We start from the raw sequence: 22,267 nt of genomic DNA, 5'->3' as shown, positions 1-22,267 counted from the left end.
CGACCGTTTCTGCGGACGTGGCGCACACACGCGTGTGCGAGGGCCACGACCGGGTCCAAGCCTCTCATCCTCCCAGCCGCGACGAGCACAGGCGGGCGGGCGTCTCGCGGATGAGCAGTCCGGGCCACCGACTAACCTGGGTGCGTGCTTCTGCTTGCGTTCGACACCGCCACGCCCGCCGTCACCGCCGCCGTGTACGACACCGACACCCGTACCGTCCGGGCCGCTGCCGACCAGGTCGACGCGCGCCGCCATGGTGAGCTGCTGCTTCCCACCATCGACGCGGTGCTGCGCGAGGCGGGCACGCCCAAGGAGTCGCTGGGCGGTGTGGTCGTCGGCGTCGGACCGGGCCCGTACACCGGTCTGCGGGTCGGCCTGGCCACGGCCGCCGCGTTCGGGCACGCGCTCGGCATCCCCGTCTACGGCGTCTGCTCGCTCGACGGAGTGGCCCGCGCGGCGCGGGACGCCGGGGTGGTGACGGGCCCGTTCGTCGCCGCCACGGACGCCCGCCGCAAGGAGGTCTACTGGGCCCGCTACGACGCCGCCGGCGTCCGGGTCGAGGGCCCGGCGGTCGACCGCCCGGCGGAGATCGCGGAGAGGGTGGCCGGGCTGCCCGCCGTCGGCGCGGGCGCGCTGCTCTACCCGGACGTCTTCACCGACATCCCGACCGGTGCGCCCGAGCACCAGTCCGCCGCCGCGCTCGCGGCCTTCGCCGCGGACGCGCTCGCCTCGGGCACGCCGCTGCTGCCGCCGACCACCGCGCTCTACCTGCGACGGCCGGACGCGGAGGTCCCGAAGAACTACAAGACGGTGCTCCCCGCATGACCGCCGGTACCGCGCAGCTGCCGGAGACGGCGCGGACTCCCGCCACGCTGCGCGAGATGCGCTGGTGGGACATCGAGGCCGTGCTCGTGCTGGAGCGGGAGCTCTTCCCCGACGACGCGTGGTCGGTCGGTATGTTCTGGTCCGAGCTCGCCGACGCCCGGCACCCGGGCGCGACCCGCTGGTACACCGTCGCGGAGCAGGGCGACGGCGACGGCGCGGAGCGCCGGATCGTCGGCTACGCCGGGCTGATGGCGATCGCGGGCGAGGGCGACGTGCAGACCATCGCGGTGGCGCAGGACCAGTGGGGCACCGGCCTCGGCGCCCGGCTGCTGCGACGGCTGATCGACCAGGCCGCCGAGGCCGAGTGCAACGACCTGCTGCTGGAGGTCCGGGTCGACAACGAGCGCGCCCAGCGGCTCTACCGGCGCTTCGGCTTCGTGCCGGTCGGCATCCGCCGCAACTACTACCAACCGTCCGGCGTGGACGCCCTGGTGATGAGTCGTCAGATGACGGACACCGACGGACACGACGACGCAGACCGCGTTCAGGGAAGCGAAGGAACAACAGACGATGGCCGCTGACGAACCGCTGGTCCTCGGGATCGAGACCTCCTGCGACGAGACCGGCGTCGGCATCGTCCGGGGCACCACGCTGCTCGCCGACGCCGTCGCGTCCAGCGTTGACGAACACGGCCGCTTCGGCGGCGTCGTGCCGGAGATCGCCAGCCGCGCGCACCTGGAGGCGATGGTCCCCACCGTCCAGCGCGCGCTGGACACGGCCGGGATCAAGGCGAGCGACCTCGACGGCATCGCCGTCACCGCCGGTCCCGGCCTGGCCGGTGCGCTGCTGGTCGGCGTCAGCGCGGCCAAGGCGTACGCCTACGCGCTCGACAAGCCGCTCTACGGCGTCAACCACCTCGCCTCGCACATCTGCGTGGACCAGCTGGAGCACGGGCGGCTGCCCGAGCCGACCATGGCGCTGCTGGTCTCCGGCGGGCACTCGTCGCTGCTGTTCACCGAGGACATCACCAGCGAGGTCCGCTCGCTCGGCGCCACCATCGACGACGCCGCGGGAGAGGCCTTCGACAAGGTCGCCCGCCTGCTCAACCTGGGCTTCCCCGGCGGCCCGGTGATCGACCGCTACGCCAAGGAGGGCGACCCGAAGGCCATCGCCTTCCCGCGCGGTCTGAGCGGTGCCAAGGACCCGGCGTACGACTTCTCCTTCTCCGGCCTCAAGACGGCCGTCTCCCGCTGGGTCGAGGCCAAGCGCCGAGCGGGCGAGGAGGTCCCGATCCGGGACGTCGCCGCTTCGTTCCAGGAGGCGGTGACGGACGTGCTGACCAGGAAGGCGGTCCGTGCCTGCAAGGACGAGGGCGTCGACCACCTGATGATCGGCGGCGGCGTCGCGGCCAACTCCCGTCTGCGGGCCATGGCCCAGGAGCGCTGCGAGCGCGCGGGCATCACGCTGCGCGTCCCACGCCCCAAGCTCTGCACCGACAACGGCGCGATGGTCGCCGCCCTCGGCGCGGAGATGGTCCGGCGCGACCGCAGGCCGTCAGCCTTCGACCTCTCCGCCGACTCGTCCCTCCCGGTCACCGAGACGCACGTCCCCGCGCCGGTCCCCGCGTCCCACGACGAGCTGCACCGGCTGTCCGAATAGGCCGTCACCCGTTGGTGGCCGGTTGCCCGATCAGCATGACCGGCGCACCGGCCGCCCGGGTCAACACCACGACGGCCGAGTTCGCCCCTTCGGGCTTCACCTTCCGGCGCAGCTCCTCGGGCTCGATCGCCGAGCCGCGCTTCTTGACGACCAGCGTGCCGATGCCGCGCTCGCGGACCAGCGCCTTCAGCTTCTTGAGGTTGAACGGCAGCGCGTCGGTGATCTCGTACGCGGTCGCGTAGGGGGTCGCCGTGAGCTGATCCGACGTCAGATACGCGATGGTCGGGTCGATCAGGGTCGCGCCGCCGAGCTGGTCGCGGAGCTGCCCGGCCACCTCGGCGACGAGATGGGCGCGGATGACCGCGCCGTCGGGCTCGTACAGGTAGCGGCGGACGGGCCCGGTCTCCGGGTCCGGGAGCAGGCCGCCTGTCAGGCTGGCGCCTTCCGGCAGCAGCGTCGCCCGGTGCGGCCGGTCCGGCTCCGGCTTCGAGCCGAACCAGAGCGCGGCCTCCTTCACGTCCCCGCGGTCGGAGACCCATTCGGCCTCGGCGTCCTCGGGCACGGCCTCGTGCGGGATTCCGGGCGCGACCTTGAGCGCGGCGACGGGCGCCTTGCGCGCCGCCTCGATCGCCCAGCTGAGCGGCGGCGAGTACGCCTCCGGATCGAAGATCCGGCCGCGCCCGGTGGCCCGGCGGGCGGGGTCCACGAAGACCGCGTCGTAGCCGCTCGTGTCGACCTCGGTCACGTCGGCGCAGCGGGTCTCGATCAGCCCGCTCAGCCCGAGGGCCGCGGCGTTCGCCTCGGCGGCGGCGCAGGCGAGCGGGTCCCGGTCCACGGCCAGCACCCTGATCCCGGCCCGTGCGAGCGCGAGGGCGTCCCCGCCGATCCCGGAACACAGGTCCGCGACGGAGCCGACCCCCAGAGCACGGAACCGCTCCGCGCGCCACTGGGCCACACCCGAACGGGTGGATTGCTCGACCCCGTTCGGCGTGAAGTACATCCGCTGCGCATCCGCCCCGAACTTCGCCGCCGCGCGGGTGCGGAGCCGTGCCTGGCTCAGCGCGGCGGACACCAGCCCGGCGTCGTACTCCCGCCGCAGGCGTGTCGCGAGCGCGAGCTCGTCACCGGGGGAGTAATCCCGCAACTCGTCCAGCAGGGCTTGGCCCTCGGGGGTGAACAGGGCACGCAACGCTTCGATCTCCACGAGGACATTCTGGCAAGTGGGGGGATCTTCCGAGCACGGCCACCATGGGCAGGCGGGTGAGCATGCACCTCAGGGGCGCGGGGAACTGCGCCACAAACCACCCGCCCACGTGGCCCGCCGAACGGGCAGGACCATCCGCTCATCGGTGGTTTCTCGCGCACCACGTTGGCACTCTGGTTGACCGAGTGCTAACCGCCGCCTACAGTCGTCGTTGGCACTCTCCACCAGAGAGCGCTAAGCGTGAGACGGTACGTCCGGCACCGCGACGACGGGCATGCCATGTCTTCACGCCCCAAGACATGTGTACCCCGTGAGATCTCCGAAGGGGGAGGTCGGATCGTGACGACCACCAGCTCCAAGGTTGCCATCAAGCCGCTCGAGGACCGCATTGTGGTCCAGCCGCTCGACGCCGAGCAGACCACGGCCTCTGGCCTGGTCATCCCGGACACTGCCAAGGAGAAGCCCCAGGAGGGCGTCGTCCTGGCTGTCGGCCCGGGTCGCTTCGAGGACGGTCAGCGTCTGCCGCTCGACGTCAAGGTCGGCGACGTCGTCCTCTACAGCAAGTACGGCGGCACCGAGGTCAAGTACAACGGCCAGGAGTACCTGGTCCTCTCGGCCCGCGACGTGCTCGCGATCATCGAGAAGTAAGACTCACCGCTCAGTCGGCTAAGTCGTGACCCGCCCCGGACGCCCGTACCACGGGGCCCGGGGCGCGGTTGTTTCGAGAGGGAACCCCTAGGCATGGCGAAGATCCTGCAGTTCGACGAGGACGCCCGCCGCTCGCTGGAGCGCGGTGTCAACAAGCTGGCCGACACGGTCAAGGTGACGATCGGTCCCAAGGGCCGCAACGTCGTGATCGACAAGAAGTTCGGCGCCCCCACCATCACCAACGACGGTGTCACCATCGCCCGCGAGGTCGAGCTGGATGACCCGTACGAGAACCTCGGCGCGCAGCTGGTGAAGGAGGTGGCCACCAAGACCAACGACGTCGCTGGTGACGGCACCACCACCGCCACCGTGCTGGCCCAGGCGCTCGTCAACGAGGGTCTGCGCAACGTCGCCGCGGGCGCCGGCCCGGCCGCCCTGAAGCGCGGTATCGACGCCGCCGTCAAGGCCGTCTCCGAGCACCTGCTCTCCGTCGCCCGCGAGATCGAGGGCAAGGACGACATCGCCGCCGTCGCCGCGCTCTCGGCGCAGGACACCCAGGTCGGCGAGCTCATCGCCGAGGCCATGGACAAGGTGGGCAAGGACGGTGTCATCACCGTCGAGGAGTCCAACGCCTTCGGTCTCGAGCTCGAGTTCACCGAGGGCATGCAGTTCGACAAGGGCTACCTCTCGCCGTACATGGTCACCGACCAGGAGCGTATGGAGGCTGTCCTCGAGGACCCGTACATCCTGATCAACCAGGGCAAGATCTCCTCGATCCAGGACCTGCTCCCGCTGCTGGAGAAGATCCTGCAGGGCGGTGCCTCCAAGCCGCTGCTGATCATCGCCGAGGACATCGAGGGCGAGGCGCTCTCCACCCTCGTCGTGAACAAGATCCGTGGCACCTTCAACGCCGTGGCCGTCAAGGCCCCCGGCTTCGGTGACCGCCGCAAGGCCATGCTGGGCGACATCGCCACGCTGACCGGCGCCACCGTCATCGCCGAGGAGGTCGGCCTCAAGCTCGACCAGGCCGGTCTGGACGTGCTGGGCAGCGCCCGCCGCGTGACCATCACCAAGGACGAGACCACCATCGTCGACGGTGCCGGCTCCGCCGAGGAGGTCGCCGGTCGCGTCGCCCAGATCAAGGGCGAGATCGACGGCACCGACTCCGACTGGGACCGCGAGAAGCTGCAGGAGCGCCTGGCCAAGCTGGCCGGCGGCGTCTGCGTCATCAAGGTCGGCGCGGCCACCGAGGTCGAGCTCAAGGAGAAGAAGCACCGCCTGGAGGACGCCATCTCGGCGACCCGCGCCGCGGTCGAGGAGGGCATCGTCGCCGGCGGCGGCGCCTCCCTGGTCCACGCGCAGAAGGTGCTGGACGAGGGCCTGGGCCTGACCGGCGACGAGGCCGTGGGTGTCTCCGTCGTCCGCCGCGCCCTGGTCGAGCCGCTGCGCTGGATCGCCCAGAACGCGGGCCTCGAGGGCTACGTCATCACCACCAAGGTCTCCGAGCTGACCGATGTCCGCGAGGGCTTCAACGCCGCGACCGGCGAGTACGGCGATCTGCTCAAGGCCGGCGTCATCGACCCGGTCAAGGTGACCCGCTCCGCGCTGGAGAACGCCGCGTCCATCGCCTCCCTGCTGCTCACGACCGAGACCCTGGTCGTCGAGAAGAAGGAGGAGGAGCCGGCTGCGGCCGGCCACTCCCACGGCGGCCACGGCCACGCGCACTGACGCTCCCGTCGCTCTGAGGCCCGGTACCCCCTGCGGGGTGCCGGGCCTCCGGCGTTCCGTTGCACCACGCACTTCGGGCAGGCGGAGCCGCGCATCAGTAGGGCCTCGCGCCCCCAGGCAGTGCAACGGCGCACCTATCCTTGACCCCGTGATCGAGGCCCGTCATCTCCGTGTCCTGCGTGCCGTCGCCCGTCAGGGCTCCTTTTCTGCTGCCGCGCGCGAGCTCGGGCTGACGCAGCCAGCCATCAGTCAGCAGATGAAGGCGCTGGAGAAGTCCGTCGGCACCCCGCTCGTCGTCCGCGTCGGACGGGGCGTCGCGCTGAGCGAGGCGGGCGAGGTGCTCGCCTCGCACGCCGCAGGCATCCTCGCCGGGCTGACCGCCGCCGAGGACGAGCTGGCCGGTATCGCCGGCCTCCGGGCCGGCCGCGTGCGGCTGGTGTCGTTCCCGACCGCGAGCGCCACGCTCGTGCCCCCGGCCGTCGCCGCGCTGCGTGCCGACTCGCCCGGGGTGCGGGTCTCGCTGACCGAGGCCGAGCCGCCGACGTCGATCGGCATGCTGCGGGCCGCCGAGTGCGAGGTCGTGCTCGCGTTCCGCTACCCCTCCTCGCCGGCGGACAACAGCGCCGAGGAGTGGAGCGACCTCGTGGTGACCCATCTGCGGGACGACCCGATGGTCGCGCTGCTGCCGACGAACCACCCGCTGGCGGGAAGCGGGGACGAGGGGCAGCTGGACCTCGCCGCGCTCGCGGAGGAGCCGTGGATCGCCGGGTGTCCGCAGTGCCGCGGGCACCTGGTGGACCTCTGCGAGGTCGCCGGCTTCACCCCGCGGATCGACTTCGCCACCGACGACTACCCGGCCGTGCTCGGACTGGTCGCCGCCGGCGTCGGCGTGGCCGTGCTGCCGCGCCTCGCGCTGGCCGCGACACGCGCGGACGGCGTGGCGGTCTTGCCGCTCGGCTCGGGCGTCGCCCGCGAGATCGTCGCGCTGACGCTGCCGGACCTGGAGCGGGTGCCGGCGGTGTCGTCGATGTTGGAGAAGCTGAAGGGCCGGTGACGACAGGCGCGGCCCCCCGCAGGGGGCGCCGCGCCCGTGCAGAAACGTTACGGCAGGGTCGAGGGCTGACCCGGAGTCAGTCGATCGGCAGCAGTGACAGCGGATCCATCGTGCGACGGCGCGCCCGTCCGAGCAGTTCCTCGCGTTCGTCCTCGGTCAGACCGCCCCACACCCCGTAGGGCTCACGTACTGCCAGCGCGTGTGCCCCGCACTGCGCGCGGACCGGGCACCGCATGCAGACCTCCTTCGCGGACTGCTCGCGCGAGCTGCGCGCCGCGCCACGCTCGCCCTCCGGGTGGAAGAAGAGTGAGCTGTCCACGCCGCGGCACGCGGCGGAGAGCTGCCAGTCCCACAGGTCTGCGTTCGGGCCAGGAAGCCGTGAGTAGTCGGCCATGGTCGTCATTCCCTTGCGTGGTGCTAGCGGTTCAGTACGAACTGATGGAAATATGACTCATGCAGATCTAACGGACAAGAGGCCATCAGCGTGGCACAACGTGCCGAAAACCATTAAATCCCATGAAAACGGACTAATGGGACGAAGGGAAGGGGTGCGTGTCCTGCATGCGGGTGCACTCGTTGGGCCTAAAGGCAAGCCCGACGAGGCGCGCGGGCGTCGTACGAGCGGCGCATTTTGCGCCGGTGCGCACCGCGAGGTGGATGATCCGTAGCGGGTCGACCACGTAGAGTGGTGGAGGCTGCTGCCAGACCGTAACTCATTCGGGTGACGGTCGTTGGGAGTGCGGAGGCGGCAAACGGCACGGGCGTCGGGGAAGACGCCGGTATGCCGGAGGCCGTGCCGGTGACGATTCGTACCAGCCAGGAGGCTCAACGTGACGCTCATCAGCTGCGGAGGCGGGTCATGACATCCGTTCTCGTCTGTGACGATTCCCCACTCGCCCGGGAGGCGCTCCGGCGCGCCGTGGCCACGGTCCCCGGCGTCGACCGGGTCACCACGGCCACCAACGGTGAGGAAGTTCTCCGCCGATGGGTCGCGGACCGCTCCGATCTGGTGCTGATGGACGTGCGCATGCCCGGCCTCGGCGGTGTGGAGACCGTCCGCCGGCTGCTCTCTGCGGACCCGGGCGCCCGCATCATCATGCTCACCGTCGCCGAGGACCTCGACGGCGTCGCCCTGGCGGTCGCCGCCGGTGCCCGCGGCTACCTGCACAAGGACGCGTCCCGTGCCGAGCTGCGTGCCACGGTCACCCAGGCGCTGGCCGACCCGACCTGGCGGCTCGCCCCGCGGCGCCTCCGCTGCGCGGAGATGGGCGCGGCCCCGACGCTGACGGCTCGTGAGATCCAGGTGCTGGAGGGCATGAGTCATGGCCGCAGCAACGCCGAGATCGGGCGCGAGCTGTTCCTCTCCGAGGACACCGTCAAGACGCACGCCCGTCGCCTCTTCAAGAAGCTCGGCGCGTCCGACCGCGCGCACGCGGTCGCGCTCGGTTTCCGCTGGGGCCTCGTCCGCTGATCCCCTCGCCGGGAGCTGTTTGGCTGCCGGGTGGGAGGCGGCGTGGCCCACTTCCCACCCGAGGGCGCACCATGGGGGTGTAGCGCGAAGTCGGGCCGGGCGGGGATGGTGGCGTGGGCGTGGTGGATAACGTTCCGATGCACAAGTCTGGGTGCGGTGTCACGTTTTCATCCATGACCAGGCACCATGGACCAGTGCGTGACGACGAGGCGAGCCCCGTGAGCGGGCCCGGCGTGCCCATCGGGTCGCTCGTGGTGCACGCGGTGGGTGGGGATCCCGAGGCGGTGGACGCCCTGCTCGCGCAGGTGCACCCGCTGGTCCTGCGGTATTGCCGCGCCCGGCTGGTCAGACTGCCGGGCAATGCGAGACACCATGTGGACGACGTGGCGCAGGAGGTCTGCCTGGCCGTCCTGTGCGCGTTGCCCCGCTACCGAGACGAGGGGCGCCCGTTCGAGGCGTTCGTCTACGGCATCGCGGCGCACAAGATCGCCGATCTGCAACGCGCGGCGATGCGTGGTGGGCCGGCGCACAGCGTCCCGCTCGGCGAGGAACTCCCTGACACGCCGGACGACGCGCTGGGCCCGGAGGAGCGGGCGCTGCTGAGCAGCGACGCCGCGTGGATGCGCGAACTTCTGGCGCTCCTGCCGGAGCGTCAGCGTGAGCTGGTCATCCTGCGGATCGCCGCGGGGTTCAGCGCGGAGGAGACGGGCGAGGTCCTCGGTATGTCGCCGGGGGCGGTCCGGGTGGCCCAGCACCGTGCGCTCTCGCGCCTGCGCGCGCTCGCCGAAGGCGGCGGGCCTGAGGGGCTCTCGGCCTGACCTGAACTTCGCGCCCCCGGATCGTGCAACTGGACGATCATCCAAGAGTGCGGGAATGTGACCGCTACCTCAGTTGTTGCGGATGCACAAGAGGGTCTCTGGGGGCCCGGTAGAATTAGTCAACGGTGCCGAGCTGCCCACACTGCGGCCCCCGTAGGCGCCGTGTCGCGTCGGGCGGGTGCGGCCACCACCTTCCCGTCCAAGGAGATCCACGGATCCACTTCGGGAAGGGTGTCATGTCTTACAACGCAGCTGGGGTCCCCGAGAAGTTCGGCATGCTCGGGCTCACCTACGACGATGTGCTGCTGCTGCCAGGCCCCTCCGAGGTCCTGCCCAATGCCGTGGACACTTCCTCGCGCGTGTCGCGCAATGTGCGGGTGAACATCCCGCTGCTGTCCGCCGCCATGGACAAGGTCACCGAGGCGCGCATGGCCATCGCCATGGCCCGTCAGGGCGGCGTCGGCGTGCTGCACCGCAACCTGTCCGTCGAGGACCAGGTGAACCAGGTCGACCTGGTCAAGCGCTCCGAGTCCGGCATGGTCACCGACCCGATCACGGTGTCGCCGGAGGCGACCCTCGCCGACGCCGACGCGCTCTGCGCCAAGTTCCGGATCTCCGGTGTTCCGGTCACCGACCCCGAGGGTCGTCTGCTGGGCATCGTCACCAACCGTGACATGGCCTTCGAGTCGGACCGCAGCCGCCAGGTGCGCGAGGTCATGACGCCGATGCCGCTGATCACCGGCCAGGTGGGCATCTCCGGCGTCGACGCGATGGCGCTGCTGCGCCGTCACAAGATCGAGAAGCTGCCGCTCGTCGACGAGCAGGGCAAGCTCAAGGGCCTGATCACGGTCAAGGACTTCGTCAAGGCCGAGCAGTACCCCAACGCCTCCAAGGACGTCGAGGGCCGTCTGATCGTCGGGGCCGCGGTCGGCGCCTCCGCCGAGGCGCTGGACCGGGCGATCGCCCTGGCCGAGGCCGGCGCGGACTTCATCGTCGTGGACACCTCGCACGGCCACAACCGCAACGCGCTCAACTGGATGGCGAAGATCAAGTCGTCCGTCACGGCCGACGTGGTCGGCGGCAACGTCGCCACCCGTGACGGCGCGCAGGCATTGATCGACGCCGGCTGCGACGGCATCAAGGTCGGCATCGGCCCGGGTTCCATCTGCACCACCCGCGTGGTCGCCGGTGTCGGCGTCCCGCAGGTCACCGCGATCTACGAGGCCGCGGTCGCGGCCAACGCCGCGGGCGTCCCGCTGATCGGTGACGGCGGCCTGCAGTACTCCGGCGACATCGGCAAGGCGCTGGCCGCCGGTGCCGACACCGTCATGCTGGGCAGCCTGCTGGCCGGTTGCGAGGAGTCGCCGGGCGAGCTGCTCTTCATCAACGGCAAGCAGTACAAGTCCTACCGCGGCATGGGCTCGCTGGGCGCGATGCAGTCGCGTGGCCAGGCCAAGTCCTTCTCCAAGGACCGCTACTTCCAGGGCGACGTCACCTCCGACGAGAAGCTGATCGCTGAGGGCATCGAGGGCCAGGTCGCCTACCGCGGCCCGGTCGGCTCGGTCATCTACCAGCTGGTCGGCGGACTGCGTCAGTCCATGGGCTACGTGGGCGCCGAGACGGTCGACGCGATGAAGCGCGACGCGCGCTTCGTCCGGATCACCTCCGCCGGTCTGAAGGAGAGCCACCCGCACGACATCCAGATGACGGTCGAGGCGCCGAACTACTCGTCGAACTAGTCGCCTGCTCGACAGTCGTCTCACGGAGGGGCCGCCGCGCGCGGCCCCTCCGGCGTTGTGCGAGATACTGACCCTGGCAGTCGCTGAGCACAACCGAGGGAGCAGTTCAGGTGACCGAGATCGAGATCGGGCGGGGCAAGCGGGGCCGGCGGGCGTACGCCTTCGACGACATCGCGGTCGTCCCGAGCCGTCGCACGCGGGACCCGAAGGAGGTCTCGATCGCGTGGCAGATCGACGCCTACCGTTTTGAGCTGCCGTTCCTGGCCGCGCCGATGGACTCGGTCGTCTCGCCGGAGCAGGCCATCGCGTTCGGTCGCCTCGGCGGCCTCGGCGTGCTGAACCTCGAGGGTCTGTGGACCCGTTACGAGGACCCGCGCCCGCTGCTGCAGGAGATCACCGAGGTCAAGGACGAGGCGCTGGCCACCCGTCGCCTCCAGGAGATCTACCGCGAGCCGATCAAGGCTGAGCTGATCACGCAGCGCCTCAAGGAGATCCGCGACTCCGGCGTCGTCACCGCCGCCGCGCTGTCGCCGCAGCGGACCGCCGAGTTCTCCAAGGTCGTCGTGGACGCGGGCGTCGACATCTTCGTCATCCGTGGCACCACCGTCTCCGCCGAGCACGTGTCCAGCGCTGCCGAGCCGCTGAACCTCAAGCAGTTCATCTACGAGCTCGACGTCCCGGTCATCGTCGGCGGCTGCGCGACCTACACCGCGGCGCTGCACCTGATGCGGACCGGCGCGGCCGGCGTCCTCGTCGGCTTCGGCGGCGGCGCCGCGCACACCACCCGTGCGGTGCTGGGCATCCAGGTCCCGATGGCCACGGCCGTCGCGGACGTCGCGGCGGCGCGGCGCGACTACATGGACGAGTCCGGCGGTCGCTACGTCCACGTCATCGCCGACGGCGGTGTGGGCTTCTCCGGCGACCTCTCCAAGGCGATCGCCTGCGGCGCGGACGCCGTCATGATCGGCGCGGCGCTGGCGCGCGCCAACGACGCGCCGGGCAAGGGCTTCCACTGGGGCAGCGAGGCCGTCCACGAGGAGCTGCCGCGCGGCAAGCGGGTCAACCTGGGCACCGTCGGCACCACCGAGGAGATCCTGCTCGGCCCGTCGCACACGCCGGACGGCACCATGAACCTCTTCGGTGCGCTGCGTCGCGCGATGGCGACGACCGGTTACTCGGAGCTCAAGGAGTTCCAGCGCGTCGAGGTCACCGTCGCCCGGTAAGCGCGTGAGCGCGACAGGGGCGCGGGGAACTGCGCGAGAAACCACTGACATGCGGATGGCCCTCTTAGGTCGGGGTTGTACCTCGCACGGTGGCTTGTCGCGCAGTTCCCCGCGCCCCTGACGTCTGCAACGTCCCGTCGCCTGAGCGTTCCGCCAACTGACTTCGTGCCGTCGAGCCGATCCTGCCGTGCGTTTCGTACTGTGGGTCAGCGGAGCGGATCTGCGGAGCCGATGAGCGGAGGCGTCATGCGGAGCATCAAGCTGGGTCCGGAGGAGCGCGCGGAGGCGCTCGCGCGGATGGGGGAGCGCGAGCTCGACGTGCTGGTGGTCGGCGGAGGCGTCGTCGGCGCCGGAACCGCGTTGGACGCGGCGACGCGCGGTCTGGTCACCGGACTGGTCGAGGCGCGTGACTGGGCCTCCGGCACCTCCTCCCGTTCCAGCAAGCTGATCCACGGCGGCCTGCGGTACCTGGAGATGCTCGACTTCGCCCTGGTCAAGGAGGCGCTCAAGGAGCGCGGCCTGCTGCTGGACCGGCTCGCGCCGCACCTGGTCAAGCCGGTGCCGTTCCTCTACCCGCTGCAGGGGCGCGGCTGGGAGCGCCCCTACGTCGGCTCGGGCGTCGCGCTCTACGACGCGATGTCGGTGTCCAGCGGCCACGGCCGGGGGCTGCCGTTGCACCGTCACCTGACGCGGCGGCAGGCGCTGCACCAGGCACCGTGTCTGCGCAAGGACGCGCTGGTCGGCGCGGTGCAGTACTACGACGCGCAGGTGGACGACGCGCGGTTGGTGACGATGCTGGTCCGCACCGCCGCGTCCTACGGCGCGCTTCCGGCGAACAGGGCGCGGGTGGTCGGCTTTCTGCGCGAGGGCGAGCGTGTGGTCGGCGCACGGGTCCACGATCTGGAGACCGGCGGGCAGTTCGAGATCCGGGCCCGGCAGATCGTCAACGCGACCGGCGTGTGGACGGACGAGACCCAGGCGATGGTCGGCGAGCGTGGCCAGTTCCACGTCCGCGCCTCCAAGGGCATCCACCTGGTGGTGCCGCGCGACCGGATCCACTCCGCGACCGGGCTGATCCTGCGCACCGAGAAGAGCGTGCTCTTCGTCATCCCGTGGGGACGCCACTGGATCGTCGGCACCACCGACACCGAGTGGACGCTCGACAAGGACCACCCCGCCGCCAGCAGCGCGGACATCGAGTACCTGCTGGAGCACGTCAACTCGGTGCTGGCGATGCCGCTGACGCGTGAGGACGTCGAGGGCGTCTATGCGGGCCTGCGGCCGTTGCTCGCCGGGGAGTCGGACGCGACGTCAAAACTCAGCCGCGAGCACGTGGTGCAGCATGCCGCGCCGGGGCTGGTCGTGGTGGCGGGAGGCAAGTACACGACGTACCGGGTGATGGCCGAGGACGCGGTCGACGAGGTGGTGCACGGGTTGGATGTGGGGGTACCCCCGGCGGGACGCTGGGGGAGGATCTCGCCCTGCATCACGGACACCATCCCGCTGGCGGGCGCGGAGGGGTACCGCGCGCTGTGGAACGCGCGCGCCGAGCTGGCGCGCCGCAGCGGGCTGCACGTGGCCCGGGTCGAGCACCTGCTCAACCGCTACGGCTCGCTGACGGAGGAGCTGTTGGAGCTGGTACTCGCCGATCCAAACCTCGGCGAGCCACTGAACGGCGCGGACGACTACCTGCGCGCCGAGGTCGTCTACGCGGCGCGGGCGGAGGGCGCACGGCACCTGGACGACGTGCTGGCGCGCCGAACCCGCATCTCGATCGAGACCTTCGACCGGGGGACGGCGGTGATGGCCGAGGCGGCCGGGCTGATGGCTCCTGAACTGGGGTGGGACAAGGCGCAGATCGAGAACGAGATCGAGCACTACCGCGTCCGGGTGGAGGCGGAGCGGGAGTCGCAGCAGCAGCCCGACGACCTGGCCGCGGACGCTGCGCGGTTGGGCGCGCCGGACATCGTGCCGCTGAAGTGACGACGTCAGATTGCGTCCCTGAGGCGGTTGCAACGTCACCTTTTGCCCCAGGACCCCTTGGGCCCGGGTGAAAGCAGTGTGGGCGTCACGGGATGATGGCGTGCGACAGGAACCACGCGGAGGGGACGGAAACGGATGAGCGGCGAGCAAGACCCGCAGGCCGGCAGGCTCCTCGCGGGGCGGTACCGGTTGACGGCCGTACTCGGTCAGGGCGGGATGGGCACCGTGTGGCGGGCCGAGGACGAGTTCCTGGGCCGGGACGTGGCGGTCAAGGAACTTCGCTTCGCCTCCGACGTCGACGACGAGGAGCGCAGGCGGCTCGTCTCGCGGACGTTGACCGAGGCCAAGGCCATCGCCCGGATCCGGCACAACGGCGCGGTCACCGTCTACGACGTGGTCGAGGAGGACGGTCGGCCGTGGATCGTGATGGAGCTGGTCGAGTCCCGGTCGCTGAGTGAGGTGATCCAGGCCGACGGCGTGCTGCCGCCACAGCGTGCCGCGGAGGTCGCGCTGGAGTTGCTGGGCGTCCTCGCCGAGGCGCACCGGGTCGGGATCCTGCATCGGGACGTCAAGCCGTCCAACGTGCTGATGGGCTTCGACGGCCGGGTCGTGCTGACCGACTTCGGCATCGCCCGGGTCGAGGGGGACCCGTCGGTCACCTCGACGGGGATGCTGGTCGGCGCGCCGTCGTACATCTCGCCGGAGCGGGCGCGCGGCGGGGTGCCGGGCCCGCCGGCGGACATGTGGTCGCTCGGGGCGACGATCTTCGCGATGGTGGAGGGCACCCCGCCGTACGACAAGGGCTCGGCGCTGTCCACGCTGACCGCGGTGATGACGGACCCGGTGCCGCCGCTGCGCCACGGCGAGTTGCTGGAGCCGGTCATCGCCGGACTGCTGCGCAAGGACCCTCGTCAGCGGCTGGACGCGTCGACGGCGCAGGCCATGCTGCGCGGGGTGGTCGGCGAGTACGAGCGCCGGGCCCGTGCCACGACGAACTTCGCCGCGGTCGCGCCGGACGCGCCGACGCAGGTCGTGCCCGAGCCGGAGCGGACGCGGGTGCAGCCGTCCGTCACGTCGGGACTCGGGTCGGGGCTCGCGTCGGGGCTCGCGTCGGGAAAGGCGGCAGGATCCGAGGCGGTGGGGGCGCCGGGGCCCGACCCGGCGTCGGCGACCACGCAGCTGTCCGGCGGCGGCCCGGCGGCGCCGCGGAGCACGGGCTGGGCGGGTCGGCAGCGCGCGCTGCTCATCGGCGGGATCGTGCTGGCCGCCGTGCTGCTGGTCACCGCCGCAGTCGCCAGCATGCGCAACAACTCCGGCGGTAGCGGTAGCGGCAGCGGTTCCGGGGTCGGGGCCGGTGCCACGAGCACGGCGGCACCTGGCAGTTCGGGCGACAGCGCCCCGCAGACCCCGACCGCAGGCGACTCCGGCTCCGGGTCCGGCGACGGCACCGGCACCGGCACGGCGCGTCCGACGGCCGCCGGCTACCACCAGGTGGCCGGGCCGGGCGGGTCGCACCTCCAGATCCCCGACGGCTGGCGGTTGGTGAGCGAGAGCGCGTCCTCCGTCAAGTTCAGCGGCCCGGCCGGGACCTTGCAGGTCGACTTCAGCGCGCATCCGCAGTCCGACGGGGCGCTGGCGGCGTGGAAGAAGGAAGAGTCGAGCGTGGCCGCCGATCTGACGGACTATCACCTGATCCGGCTGGACCAGGTCAGCTACCGGGGCTGGGACGCGGCGGACTGGGAGTGGGGCTACCAGTCCGGGTCGACGATGCGTCAGTCCCTGAACCGTGGCTTCGTCGTGGACGCGCACCACGCCTACGCCCTCTACTGGACCGCGCCGTTGACGAGCTGGACCGACGGCCGCAGCGGGCAGCTGCTCGCGCGCTTCTTCGACACCTTCCAGCCGGGGGGCTGAACCGATGGCCAGGGCGTCCGCAGGGCGGTTGCTCGCCGAGCGCTACGAGCTCACCGAGCGTCGCCGCGGTGCCGCCGTCGAGGCGATGGACCTGCGCAGCGGCGCACCGGTCCTGCTCGAAGCCGTGCCGCTGCCCGAACTGGTGCGCCCGTTCGACCAGTTCACCGAGGAAGCGGAAGACGGGGCCGGCGGCACGGGCGGGGCCGGCGGGGCGAAGGGCGACACGGACGAGAACGACGCCGCCACCCTCGCGTTCACGCAGGCGGCCACCGTGGCGCAGGCGGTGGGCGACCACCCGCGGCTGAACCAGGTCTTCCACGCCTTCGCCGAGAGCGGCTACCTCTGGACGGTCGGCGAGCGCATCCCCGGCATTCCGCTGGCTCAGCTGCTGGAGGACGGCCCGCTGACGCCCTACCGGGCGGCCGAGGTGGTCTACGACGTCGCGACCGGGCTGGAGGCCGTGCACCGGGCCGGGATCGTGCACGGAAACGTCACTGCGCTGTCGGTGACCGTCTGCGAGGACGGCACCGCGCTGCTGGGCGGGTTGGCGGTCTCCGCCGCGCAGGAGGCGCTCTGCGGCGGTCCTGGGACCGCTCAGGCCGGCGCCGGCGTGCCGACGGCGCTGTGGAGCCCGGCCCGGGTGCGGGCCAGGGACGCGCGGTCGGTCGTCGTCGGTCCGGTGGCGGAGCGTTGGGCGCCCGAACAGCTCGGCGTCGTGGACGGGACGGGAGTCCCGGTCGGCCCGGCGGCGGACGTCTGGGCGCTGGGCGTGCTGCTCTACCGGGCCTGCACCGGGAAGGCGCCGTTCCCCGAGAGCGACGCGGAGCAGCTCTTCTACGCGGTACGGGCGGGAGTCCTGCCGGACCCGCGATCGGCAGGCCCGGTCTGGCCAGTGGTCGTGCGCCTGCTCGACGCCGACCCGAACCGGCGGCCGGGGCTGCCCGCGGTCCGCAGCGCCCTGCGCAGGCTGCTGCAGCGCGCACCCGAACCGCTGACCGGGGCAACGGAGTTCAGGCTGGAACTGCCGCCCTCCGACCGGGCGGGCGGCGCGGCGCGACTTCCGGCCCAGCGCACCCCGGCGGAGGTCGCCGAACGGCACCACCACGCGGCTCCCAAGCGGGGGACGGTGCTGCTGGGACCACTGCTGGTCGGTGTGATTATCCTTGTGACCCTGATCGCACTGGTGCTCGTCTCGATGCTGGCGCACTGAGGCGCACTGAGGTGCACAGGGCGGCGCACAGGGCGGTGCGCAGGGCCCGCGTGCGGGGCGGTCGGCGTGGCCGGACGACGTGGTCCGACGGCCGTACCGGGGGCCACGGGACGCCTTGGGGGCAGCGTGACGGATCGTGTCACGGATCCTCAGTGACAGCTGCGCGACGGTCGGTGTGCGGGAGCGTCACATCCCGGTCTCAAGGCGTCGCCTGGGGCCGCCGGGAGGTCTGGGCACGGGATAAGGTGCGCCGTACCGCGGTTCCTGCCGCGGGCACTGGGTGGACGGCAGGACGAGCGGGATGAGGGGGCTCACGGTGGGCACGGAGACCGGCCGCATGCTGGCGGGCAGATACCTGCTCGGCGCGCGCCTCGGACGCGGCGGCATGGGCACCGTGTGGCGTGCCACCGACCAGATGCTGGACCGCGAGGTCGCGGTCAAGGAGCTCTCCGTCGGCCACCTCGCCGAGGAGGACCTGCAGATCGTCCAGTCGCGGATGAAGCAGGAGGCCCGCGCCGCCGCGCGGATCAAGCACCCCGGTGTGATCACCATCCACGACGTCCTGGAGCAGGACGGCAAGCCGTGGATCGTGATGGAGCTGATCGACGGCCGGTCGCTGTCCGAACTGGTCGAGCAGGAGGGCGTGGTCGACCCGCGCGAGGCCGCCCGGATCGGCGCGCAGGTGCTGTCCGCGCTGGACCGGGGCCACCAGGCCGGCGTGATCCACCGCGACGTCAAGCCCGCCAACGTGCTGCTGGAGCGCGCCACCGGCCGCGTCGTGCTGACCGACTTCGGCATCGCGACCTTCGTCGGCGACTCCGCGCTGACCCGCACCGGCGACCTGGTCGGCTCGCCCGACTACCTGGCCCCCGAGCGTGTCCACGGCGGCCGTCCCGGGCCTGAGTCGGACCTGTGGGCGCTCGGCGCGACCCTCTACGCGGCCGTCGAGGGGGAGTCGCCGTTCCGCCGGGAGTCACCGCTGACGACGCTGGCGGCGGTGGTCACCGACCCGCTGCCGGAGCCGCGCAACGCCGGGGCGCTGGCGCCGGTGCTACGCGCGCTGATGGCCAAGGACCCGCAGGAGCGCCCGCCCGCGGCCGACGTGCTGCGGATGCTGGAGAGCGTCGCCGCGGGCCACACCACCAACATCACCCTCGGTCCGAGCCCGCTGCGCACCCCGACCCAGTCGGTTCCGGCCGTCGACCGGCTGGAGCCGGCCGGGAACGACGGCAGCTACGACGGCACGTTCGACGGACTGCACGACGGCCCGTACGAGGACGGCCACGCGCCGACCGCGCTCGGCACCGTCGTCAGCCCGGTGGCGGGCGAGGCGACGGCTGTGGCGACGGCGGTGGTACCGGGCCAGGCCGGTGCCGTGAGCGGCCAGGGTCGGAGCGGCCTGCCGACCGGCCCGACGGCGCGTGTCCCGGCGCAGGGGACCCCGATGTCGTCCCCGATACCGGGCAGCGGTTCCGGCGGCGAGCCGGTGACCGCTGTGGTGCGTCCGAAGGCGCGGCGCGGCCGGGCCTGGGCGTGGCTGCTGGTCGCGGCACTCGTCGCGGGCGGCGCGGGCGCGGGCGTCACGTACCTGCTGCGCCACCACAGCACCGGTGGGTCCGGGACCGGCAACGGCACCGGCACCGGCACCGGCACGCAGCCCGGGGCCTCGGCGTCGGCGTCCGCCTCACCGGCGCCGGTCGGGGCCGGATACGTCCTGACCACCGATCCGGACGGACACTTCTCCTTCGGCATGCCCGACGACCCGGCGCAGCCCTGGGCCAGGGACGCCAGCGGAGGCCTGGGCCGGATCGACTACACCCCCGACCACGGCGAGCACCTGATCCGCTTCGGCGTCACCGTTGCCAACCCGCTCACGCCGTTCCAGCAGGCGCAGTCCATCCGGAGCCAGGTGCAGTCGCACGACAAGACGTTCCAGCAGATCAGCCTCGGGCAGAACACCTACCAGGGCCGACCGGGAGCGCAGTTGGCGTTCTACTACACCGACACCAAGGGCGAGCGCCGCGAGGAGCTGGAGCAGTTCTGGCAGGCGGCGGACGGCACCGAGTACGACTTCCTCGTCTCCTACCCGCAGACGGACTGGGACAACGGCTACAACCGGTTCGAAGAGGTCATGGCGACGTTCACCGTGCCCGGGGCCCGGTAGAACGGTACCGTGGTGTGAACACCGTGGTGTGAACCCAGCCGTTCCCTGAAATTCACCTTTCGGGAGGCACGTCATGCCCGCTTCGGCGCGTGAGACACCAGACGTGGTCGTCATCGGAATGGGCCCCGGAGGTGAGGACGTCGCCGGACGGCTGGCGGACGCCGGGCTGGACGTGGTCGGCGTCGACGAACGGCTGGTGGGGGGCGAGTGCCCCTACTACGGCTGCATCCCCTCCAAGATCATGGTCCGCTCGGCGGACCTGGTCGGCGAGGCGCGGCGGATCCCGGGAATGGCGGGCATCGTCCGGGTCCACCCGGAGTTCCGCCCGGTCGCGCGGCGGGTCAGGGAGGCCACCGACAACTGGGACGACAAGGCCGCGGTGGACCGCTTCACCGGTCGTGGCGGCCGTTTTCTGCGCGGCACGGCGCGGCTGACCGGGCCCGGCGAGGTCACCGTGCTCGGCACCGACGGCCTGGAGTCCGTTCTGATGCCCCGTCAGGCCGTGGTGCTGGCAACGGGATCCGAGCCGGTCACGCCGCCCGTCCCCGGGCTCGGGGGCACCCCGTACTGGACCAACCGCGAGCTGATCGAGGCCGACGAACTGCCGGAGTCGCTGCTGGTGCTGGGCGGCGGCGCGATCGGACTGGAGCTCGGCCAGGCGCTGCAACGCCTGGGCTGCGCGGTCACAGTGGTCGAGGTCGGCCCGCGCCTGCTGGGCCGGGAGGAGCCGGAGTCCTCCGACCTGGTCACCCAGGTGCTGACCGGCGACGGCGTCGCCGTGCACACCGGAACCGAACTGGCCTCGGTCGAGTACCGCGACGGACGGTTCCAGATGATCTGCCGACGCGGTGAACGCCTCAGCGGCGAACGGCTGTTGGTCGCGACCGGGCGCCGGGTGGCGATGGACAGGATCGGCGCGGGCGTGCTCGGCATCCCGGCGGACGCGCGGGTGGTGCCGATCGACGAACGCTGCCGCGTGGCGGGGACGCCGGGCGGCAGGTCGGCCGAGGGTTGGCCGGTCGAGCGCTGGCCGATCGGGGTCTGGGCGATCGGCGACATCACCGGCAAGGGCGCGTTCACGCACATGTCGATGTACCAGGCGGACATCACCGTCCGCGCCATCCTCGGCCAGGGCGGCGCGCCCGCCCGCTACCACGCGGTCCCGCGCGTCACCTTCACCGATCCCGAGATCGGCGCGGTCGGCCTGACCGAGGCCGACGCCCGCGCGCAGGGCCTTCCGGTCCGGGTCGCCGTCACCGAGCTGGCCGACTCCCCCCGCGGCTACATCCACGGCGTGAACGGCAACGCGGGCTTCATCAAGCTCGTGGCCTCGGGCGACACCCTCGTCGGGGCGACCTCCGCGGGCCCGTCGGGCGGCGAGCTCCTCGGGCTGCTCTCGCTCGCCGTCTCCGCCCGAATCCCGCTGAGCGAGCTGGCGACGACGATCTGGGCCTACCCCACCTTCCACCGCGCGGTGGGCACGGCGGTGGCGGAGCTGGTGTAGGGCCGAACGGGCCGAACTGCCCGCGGGGGGCCGAACTGCGGTGTCAGCGCTGGCGCTTGAGGGCGGTCACCGCGAAGGACGCCATCCGCTGCGTCGCCGCGACGGAGGCCGGGTTGTGCATGCCCGGAGCACTGCCGGACGGACCGGCGATGACGTAGTAGGTGAAGTGGCCGACCACGCCGTGGGCCAGGGCGCAGGGGGTCTTGTCCTGGCAGAAGTTCGGTATGCCGGCCCCGCGCAGCGGCTCGATGTGGCCCACGTAGGCCGCGTTGGCAGCCTGCGCCGCCGCTGCGTCCGGGAAGACGGCCACGCCGACGCTGACCGCCTGGTTGCCCGACACCCAGGTGGCGCGGAGCATCTGGCTGCAACGGTTGGGCGCGAGAGCGTTGCCGAGGTGCCCGGTGCTGGCCTCCCAGCACGGGCTCTTCTCGTCCGTCAGTTTCCGGACGTAGACCTGCTTGCCGACGCTGAGCTTCTGCGCGTAGAGCACCGCGCCCGCGTTGAGCGGCGGCCAGGCGGGCGGCTGCGCCTTGACGGTCGGCTTGGCCGACGCGGGGGCGGAGGGCCTGGCCGACATCGACGCGCCGGTCGACGCGGCCGCCGACACCGAGGCCGAGCCGCTCGCGCCCGAGTTCGCGGAGCCGTTCGACCCGCTCGCGTTCGCCGACGAGGAGCCGCCGACCGTGGCCACGGCCGCCACGACGCCGCCCACCAGCGCGACCCCGAGCACTCCGCCGATCACCGCGAGGCGGCGCTTGCGATTCTGCTGGGTCTCGTTGGCCTCGGCCATCGCCTGCCAGTCCGGCCGTCCGTCACCTCCGCCAGGGGAGAAGCCGGCACCAGGGGGGAAGCTGGCACCAGGGGGGAAGCCGCCGCCTCCGGAAGGGGGGAAGCCGCCGCTTCCGCCGGGCGGGAAGCCGCCGCCACCTGCGGGCGGATAGCCGCCGTAGCCGTCGCCGTACCCGCCGTAGTTGGCTGTCGGCTCGGAGTCGCGATCGCGCGGCTGAAAGAGCGACATCGCCCCGCCCCTCTCGTTGGTCGCGGGCATGCTAACTCACCGGGGTGCGCCACGGGGCGGTCGAGGGGAGCGCGCGCGAGCCCGCAGAGGCCCGCCTCGTATGCG

General features: G+C 72.0%; 18 protein-coding genes. 15 read left to right on the top strand and 3 right to left on the bottom strand.

The window, feature by feature from the left end; translation table 11 throughout:
- Positions 1–144: 144 nt before the first annotated feature.
- The 3 genes from tsaB to tsaD are packed head-to-tail and all read left to right on the top strand — an operon-like array spanning position 145 to position 2,484.
- Positions 145–825 carry a tRNA (adenosine(37)-N6)-threonylcarbamoyltransferase complex dimerization subunit type 1 TsaB gene (gene tsaB / locus ABH928_RS21135; protein WP_370068751.1) on the top strand — a complete coding sequence of 227 codons (681 nt, stop codon included), beginning with the start codon at positions 145–147 and terminating at the stop codon, positions 823–825.
- Positions 822–1,406 (top strand): ribosomal protein S18-alanine N-acetyltransferase, encoded by a 585-nt coding sequence (gene rimI, locus ABH928_RS21130; protein ID WP_370068749.1) that lies wholly within the window; start codon positions 822–824, stop codon positions 1,404–1,406. Before tsaB ends, rimI begins: the two co-directional genes overlap by 4 nt.
- Complete coding sequence (gene tsaD, locus ABH928_RS21125) at positions 1,396–2,484, top strand: tRNA (adenosine(37)-N6)-threonylcarbamoyltransferase complex transferase subunit TsaD (RefSeq protein ID WP_370068747.1); 1,089 nt, start codon at positions 1,396–1,398, stop codon at positions 2,482–2,484. The genes rimI and tsaD overlap by 11 nt, the downstream gene beginning before the upstream one ends.
- A 4-nt stretch (positions 2,485–2,488) precedes the next feature.
- Here tsaD and ABH928_RS21120 read toward each other — a convergent pair whose 3' ends face one another.
- The gene (locus tag ABH928_RS21120; protein WP_370068745.1) at positions 2,489–3,688 is read right to left on the bottom strand and encodes an SAM-dependent methyltransferase; all 1,200 of its coding nucleotides are present in this window, start codon (positions 3,686–3,688) and stop codon (positions 2,489–2,491) included.
- A 339-nt stretch (positions 3,689–4,027) separates the two neighbouring features.
- On the opposite strand from ABH928_RS21120, the gene groES reads away from it, so the two are divergent.
- The 3 genes from groES (at position 4,028) to ABH928_RS21105 (ending at position 7,118) form a co-directional block, all read left to right on the top strand.
- Positions 4,028–4,336, top strand: a complete 309-nt coding sequence (gene groES / locus ABH928_RS21115) for a co-chaperone GroES (RefSeq protein WP_196193076.1) — start codon at positions 4,028–4,030, stop codon at positions 4,334–4,336.
- A 93-nt stretch (positions 4,337–4,429) separates the two neighbouring features.
- Entirely contained in the window at positions 4,430–6,064 is a 1,635-nt protein-coding gene (gene groL, locus ABH928_RS21110) for a chaperonin GroEL (protein ID WP_370068743.1), read from the top strand.
- 148 nt (positions 6,065–6,212) lie between these two features.
- The gene (locus ABH928_RS21105; RefSeq protein WP_370068741.1) at positions 6,213–7,118 is read left to right on the top strand and encodes a LysR family transcriptional regulator; all 906 of its coding nucleotides are present in this window, start codon (positions 6,213–6,215) and stop codon (positions 7,116–7,118) included.
- 76 nt (positions 7,119–7,194) lie between these two features.
- On the opposite strand, the gene ABH928_RS21100 is transcribed toward ABH928_RS21105, so the two are convergent.
- Positions 7,195–7,512, bottom strand: a complete 318-nt coding sequence (locus tag ABH928_RS21100) for a WhiB family transcriptional regulator (protein WP_370068739.1) — start codon at positions 7,510–7,512, stop codon at positions 7,195–7,197.
- Between the two features lie 465 nt (positions 7,513–7,977).
- On the opposite strand from ABH928_RS21100, the gene ABH928_RS21095 reads away from it, so the two are divergent.
- The 9 genes from ABH928_RS21095 to ABH928_RS21055 all read left to right on the top strand — a co-directional run bounded on the left by ABH928_RS21095 (position 7,978) and on the right by ABH928_RS21055 (position 21,144).
- Positions 7,978–8,589: a response regulator transcription factor gene (locus ABH928_RS21095; protein WP_030251459.1), complete on the top strand. Its 612-nt coding sequence runs from the start codon at positions 7,978–7,980 to the stop codon at positions 8,587–8,589.
- Between the two features lie 194 nt (positions 8,590–8,783).
- Entirely contained in the window at positions 8,784–9,407 is a 624-nt protein-coding gene (locus ABH928_RS21090) for a sigma-70 family RNA polymerase sigma factor (protein WP_370068736.1), read from the top strand.
- A 236-nt stretch (positions 9,408–9,643) separates the two neighbouring features.
- A complete protein-coding gene (gene guaB / locus ABH928_RS21085; protein ID WP_370068734.1) occupies positions 9,644–11,146 on the top strand; it encodes an IMP dehydrogenase in 1,503 nt (500 codons plus the stop codon).
- A gap of 110 nt (positions 11,147–11,256) precedes the next feature.
- A complete protein-coding gene (locus tag ABH928_RS21080; protein WP_196193070.1) occupies positions 11,257–12,369 on the top strand; it encodes a GuaB3 family IMP dehydrogenase-related protein in 1,113 nt (370 codons plus the stop codon).
- A 246-nt stretch (positions 12,370–12,615) separates the two neighbouring features.
- A complete protein-coding gene (locus ABH928_RS21075; protein ID WP_370068731.1) occupies positions 12,616–14,352 on the top strand; it encodes a glycerol-3-phosphate dehydrogenase/oxidase in 1,737 nt (578 codons plus the stop codon).
- A 135-nt stretch (positions 14,353–14,487) separates the two neighbouring features.
- Positions 14,488–16,266 (top strand): protein kinase, encoded by a 1,779-nt coding sequence (locus ABH928_RS21070; protein WP_370068729.1) that lies wholly within the window; start codon positions 14,488–14,490, stop codon positions 16,264–16,266.
- Positions 16,267–16,270: 4 nt separating this feature from the next.
- Entirely contained in the window at positions 16,271–17,476 is a 1,206-nt protein-coding gene (locus tag ABH928_RS21065; RefSeq protein WP_370068727.1) for a hypothetical protein, read from the top strand.
- Between the two features lie 316 nt (positions 17,477–17,792).
- On the top strand, positions 17,793–19,640 hold the full coding sequence (locus ABH928_RS21060) for a serine/threonine-protein kinase (RefSeq protein WP_370068725.1): 1,848 nt from the start codon (positions 17,793–17,795) through the stop codon (positions 19,638–19,640).
- A 73-nt stretch (positions 19,641–19,713) separates the two neighbouring features.
- Positions 19,714–21,144 (top strand): NAD(P)/FAD-dependent oxidoreductase, encoded by a 1,431-nt coding sequence (locus tag ABH928_RS21055; RefSeq protein ID WP_370068723.1) that lies wholly within the window; start codon positions 19,714–19,716, stop codon positions 21,142–21,144.
- A 43-nt stretch (positions 21,145–21,187) separates the two neighbouring features.
- Here ABH928_RS21055 and ABH928_RS21050 read toward each other — a convergent pair whose 3' ends face one another.
- Positions 21,188–22,162: a hypothetical protein gene (locus ABH928_RS21050; RefSeq protein ID WP_370068721.1), complete on the bottom strand. Its 975-nt coding sequence runs from the start codon at positions 22,160–22,162 to the stop codon at positions 21,188–21,190.
- Positions 22,163–22,267 lie beyond the last annotated feature (105 nt).

The sequence above is a fragment of the Streptacidiphilus sp. MAP5-3 genome (genome assembly GCF_041262505.1).
Taxonomy (GTDB): Bacteria; Actinomycetota; Actinomycetes; order Streptomycetales; family Streptomycetaceae; genus Streptacidiphilus.
Note: the sequence above shows the minus strand (reverse complement) of the source record. Positions and strands in the feature narration are given on the sequence as shown.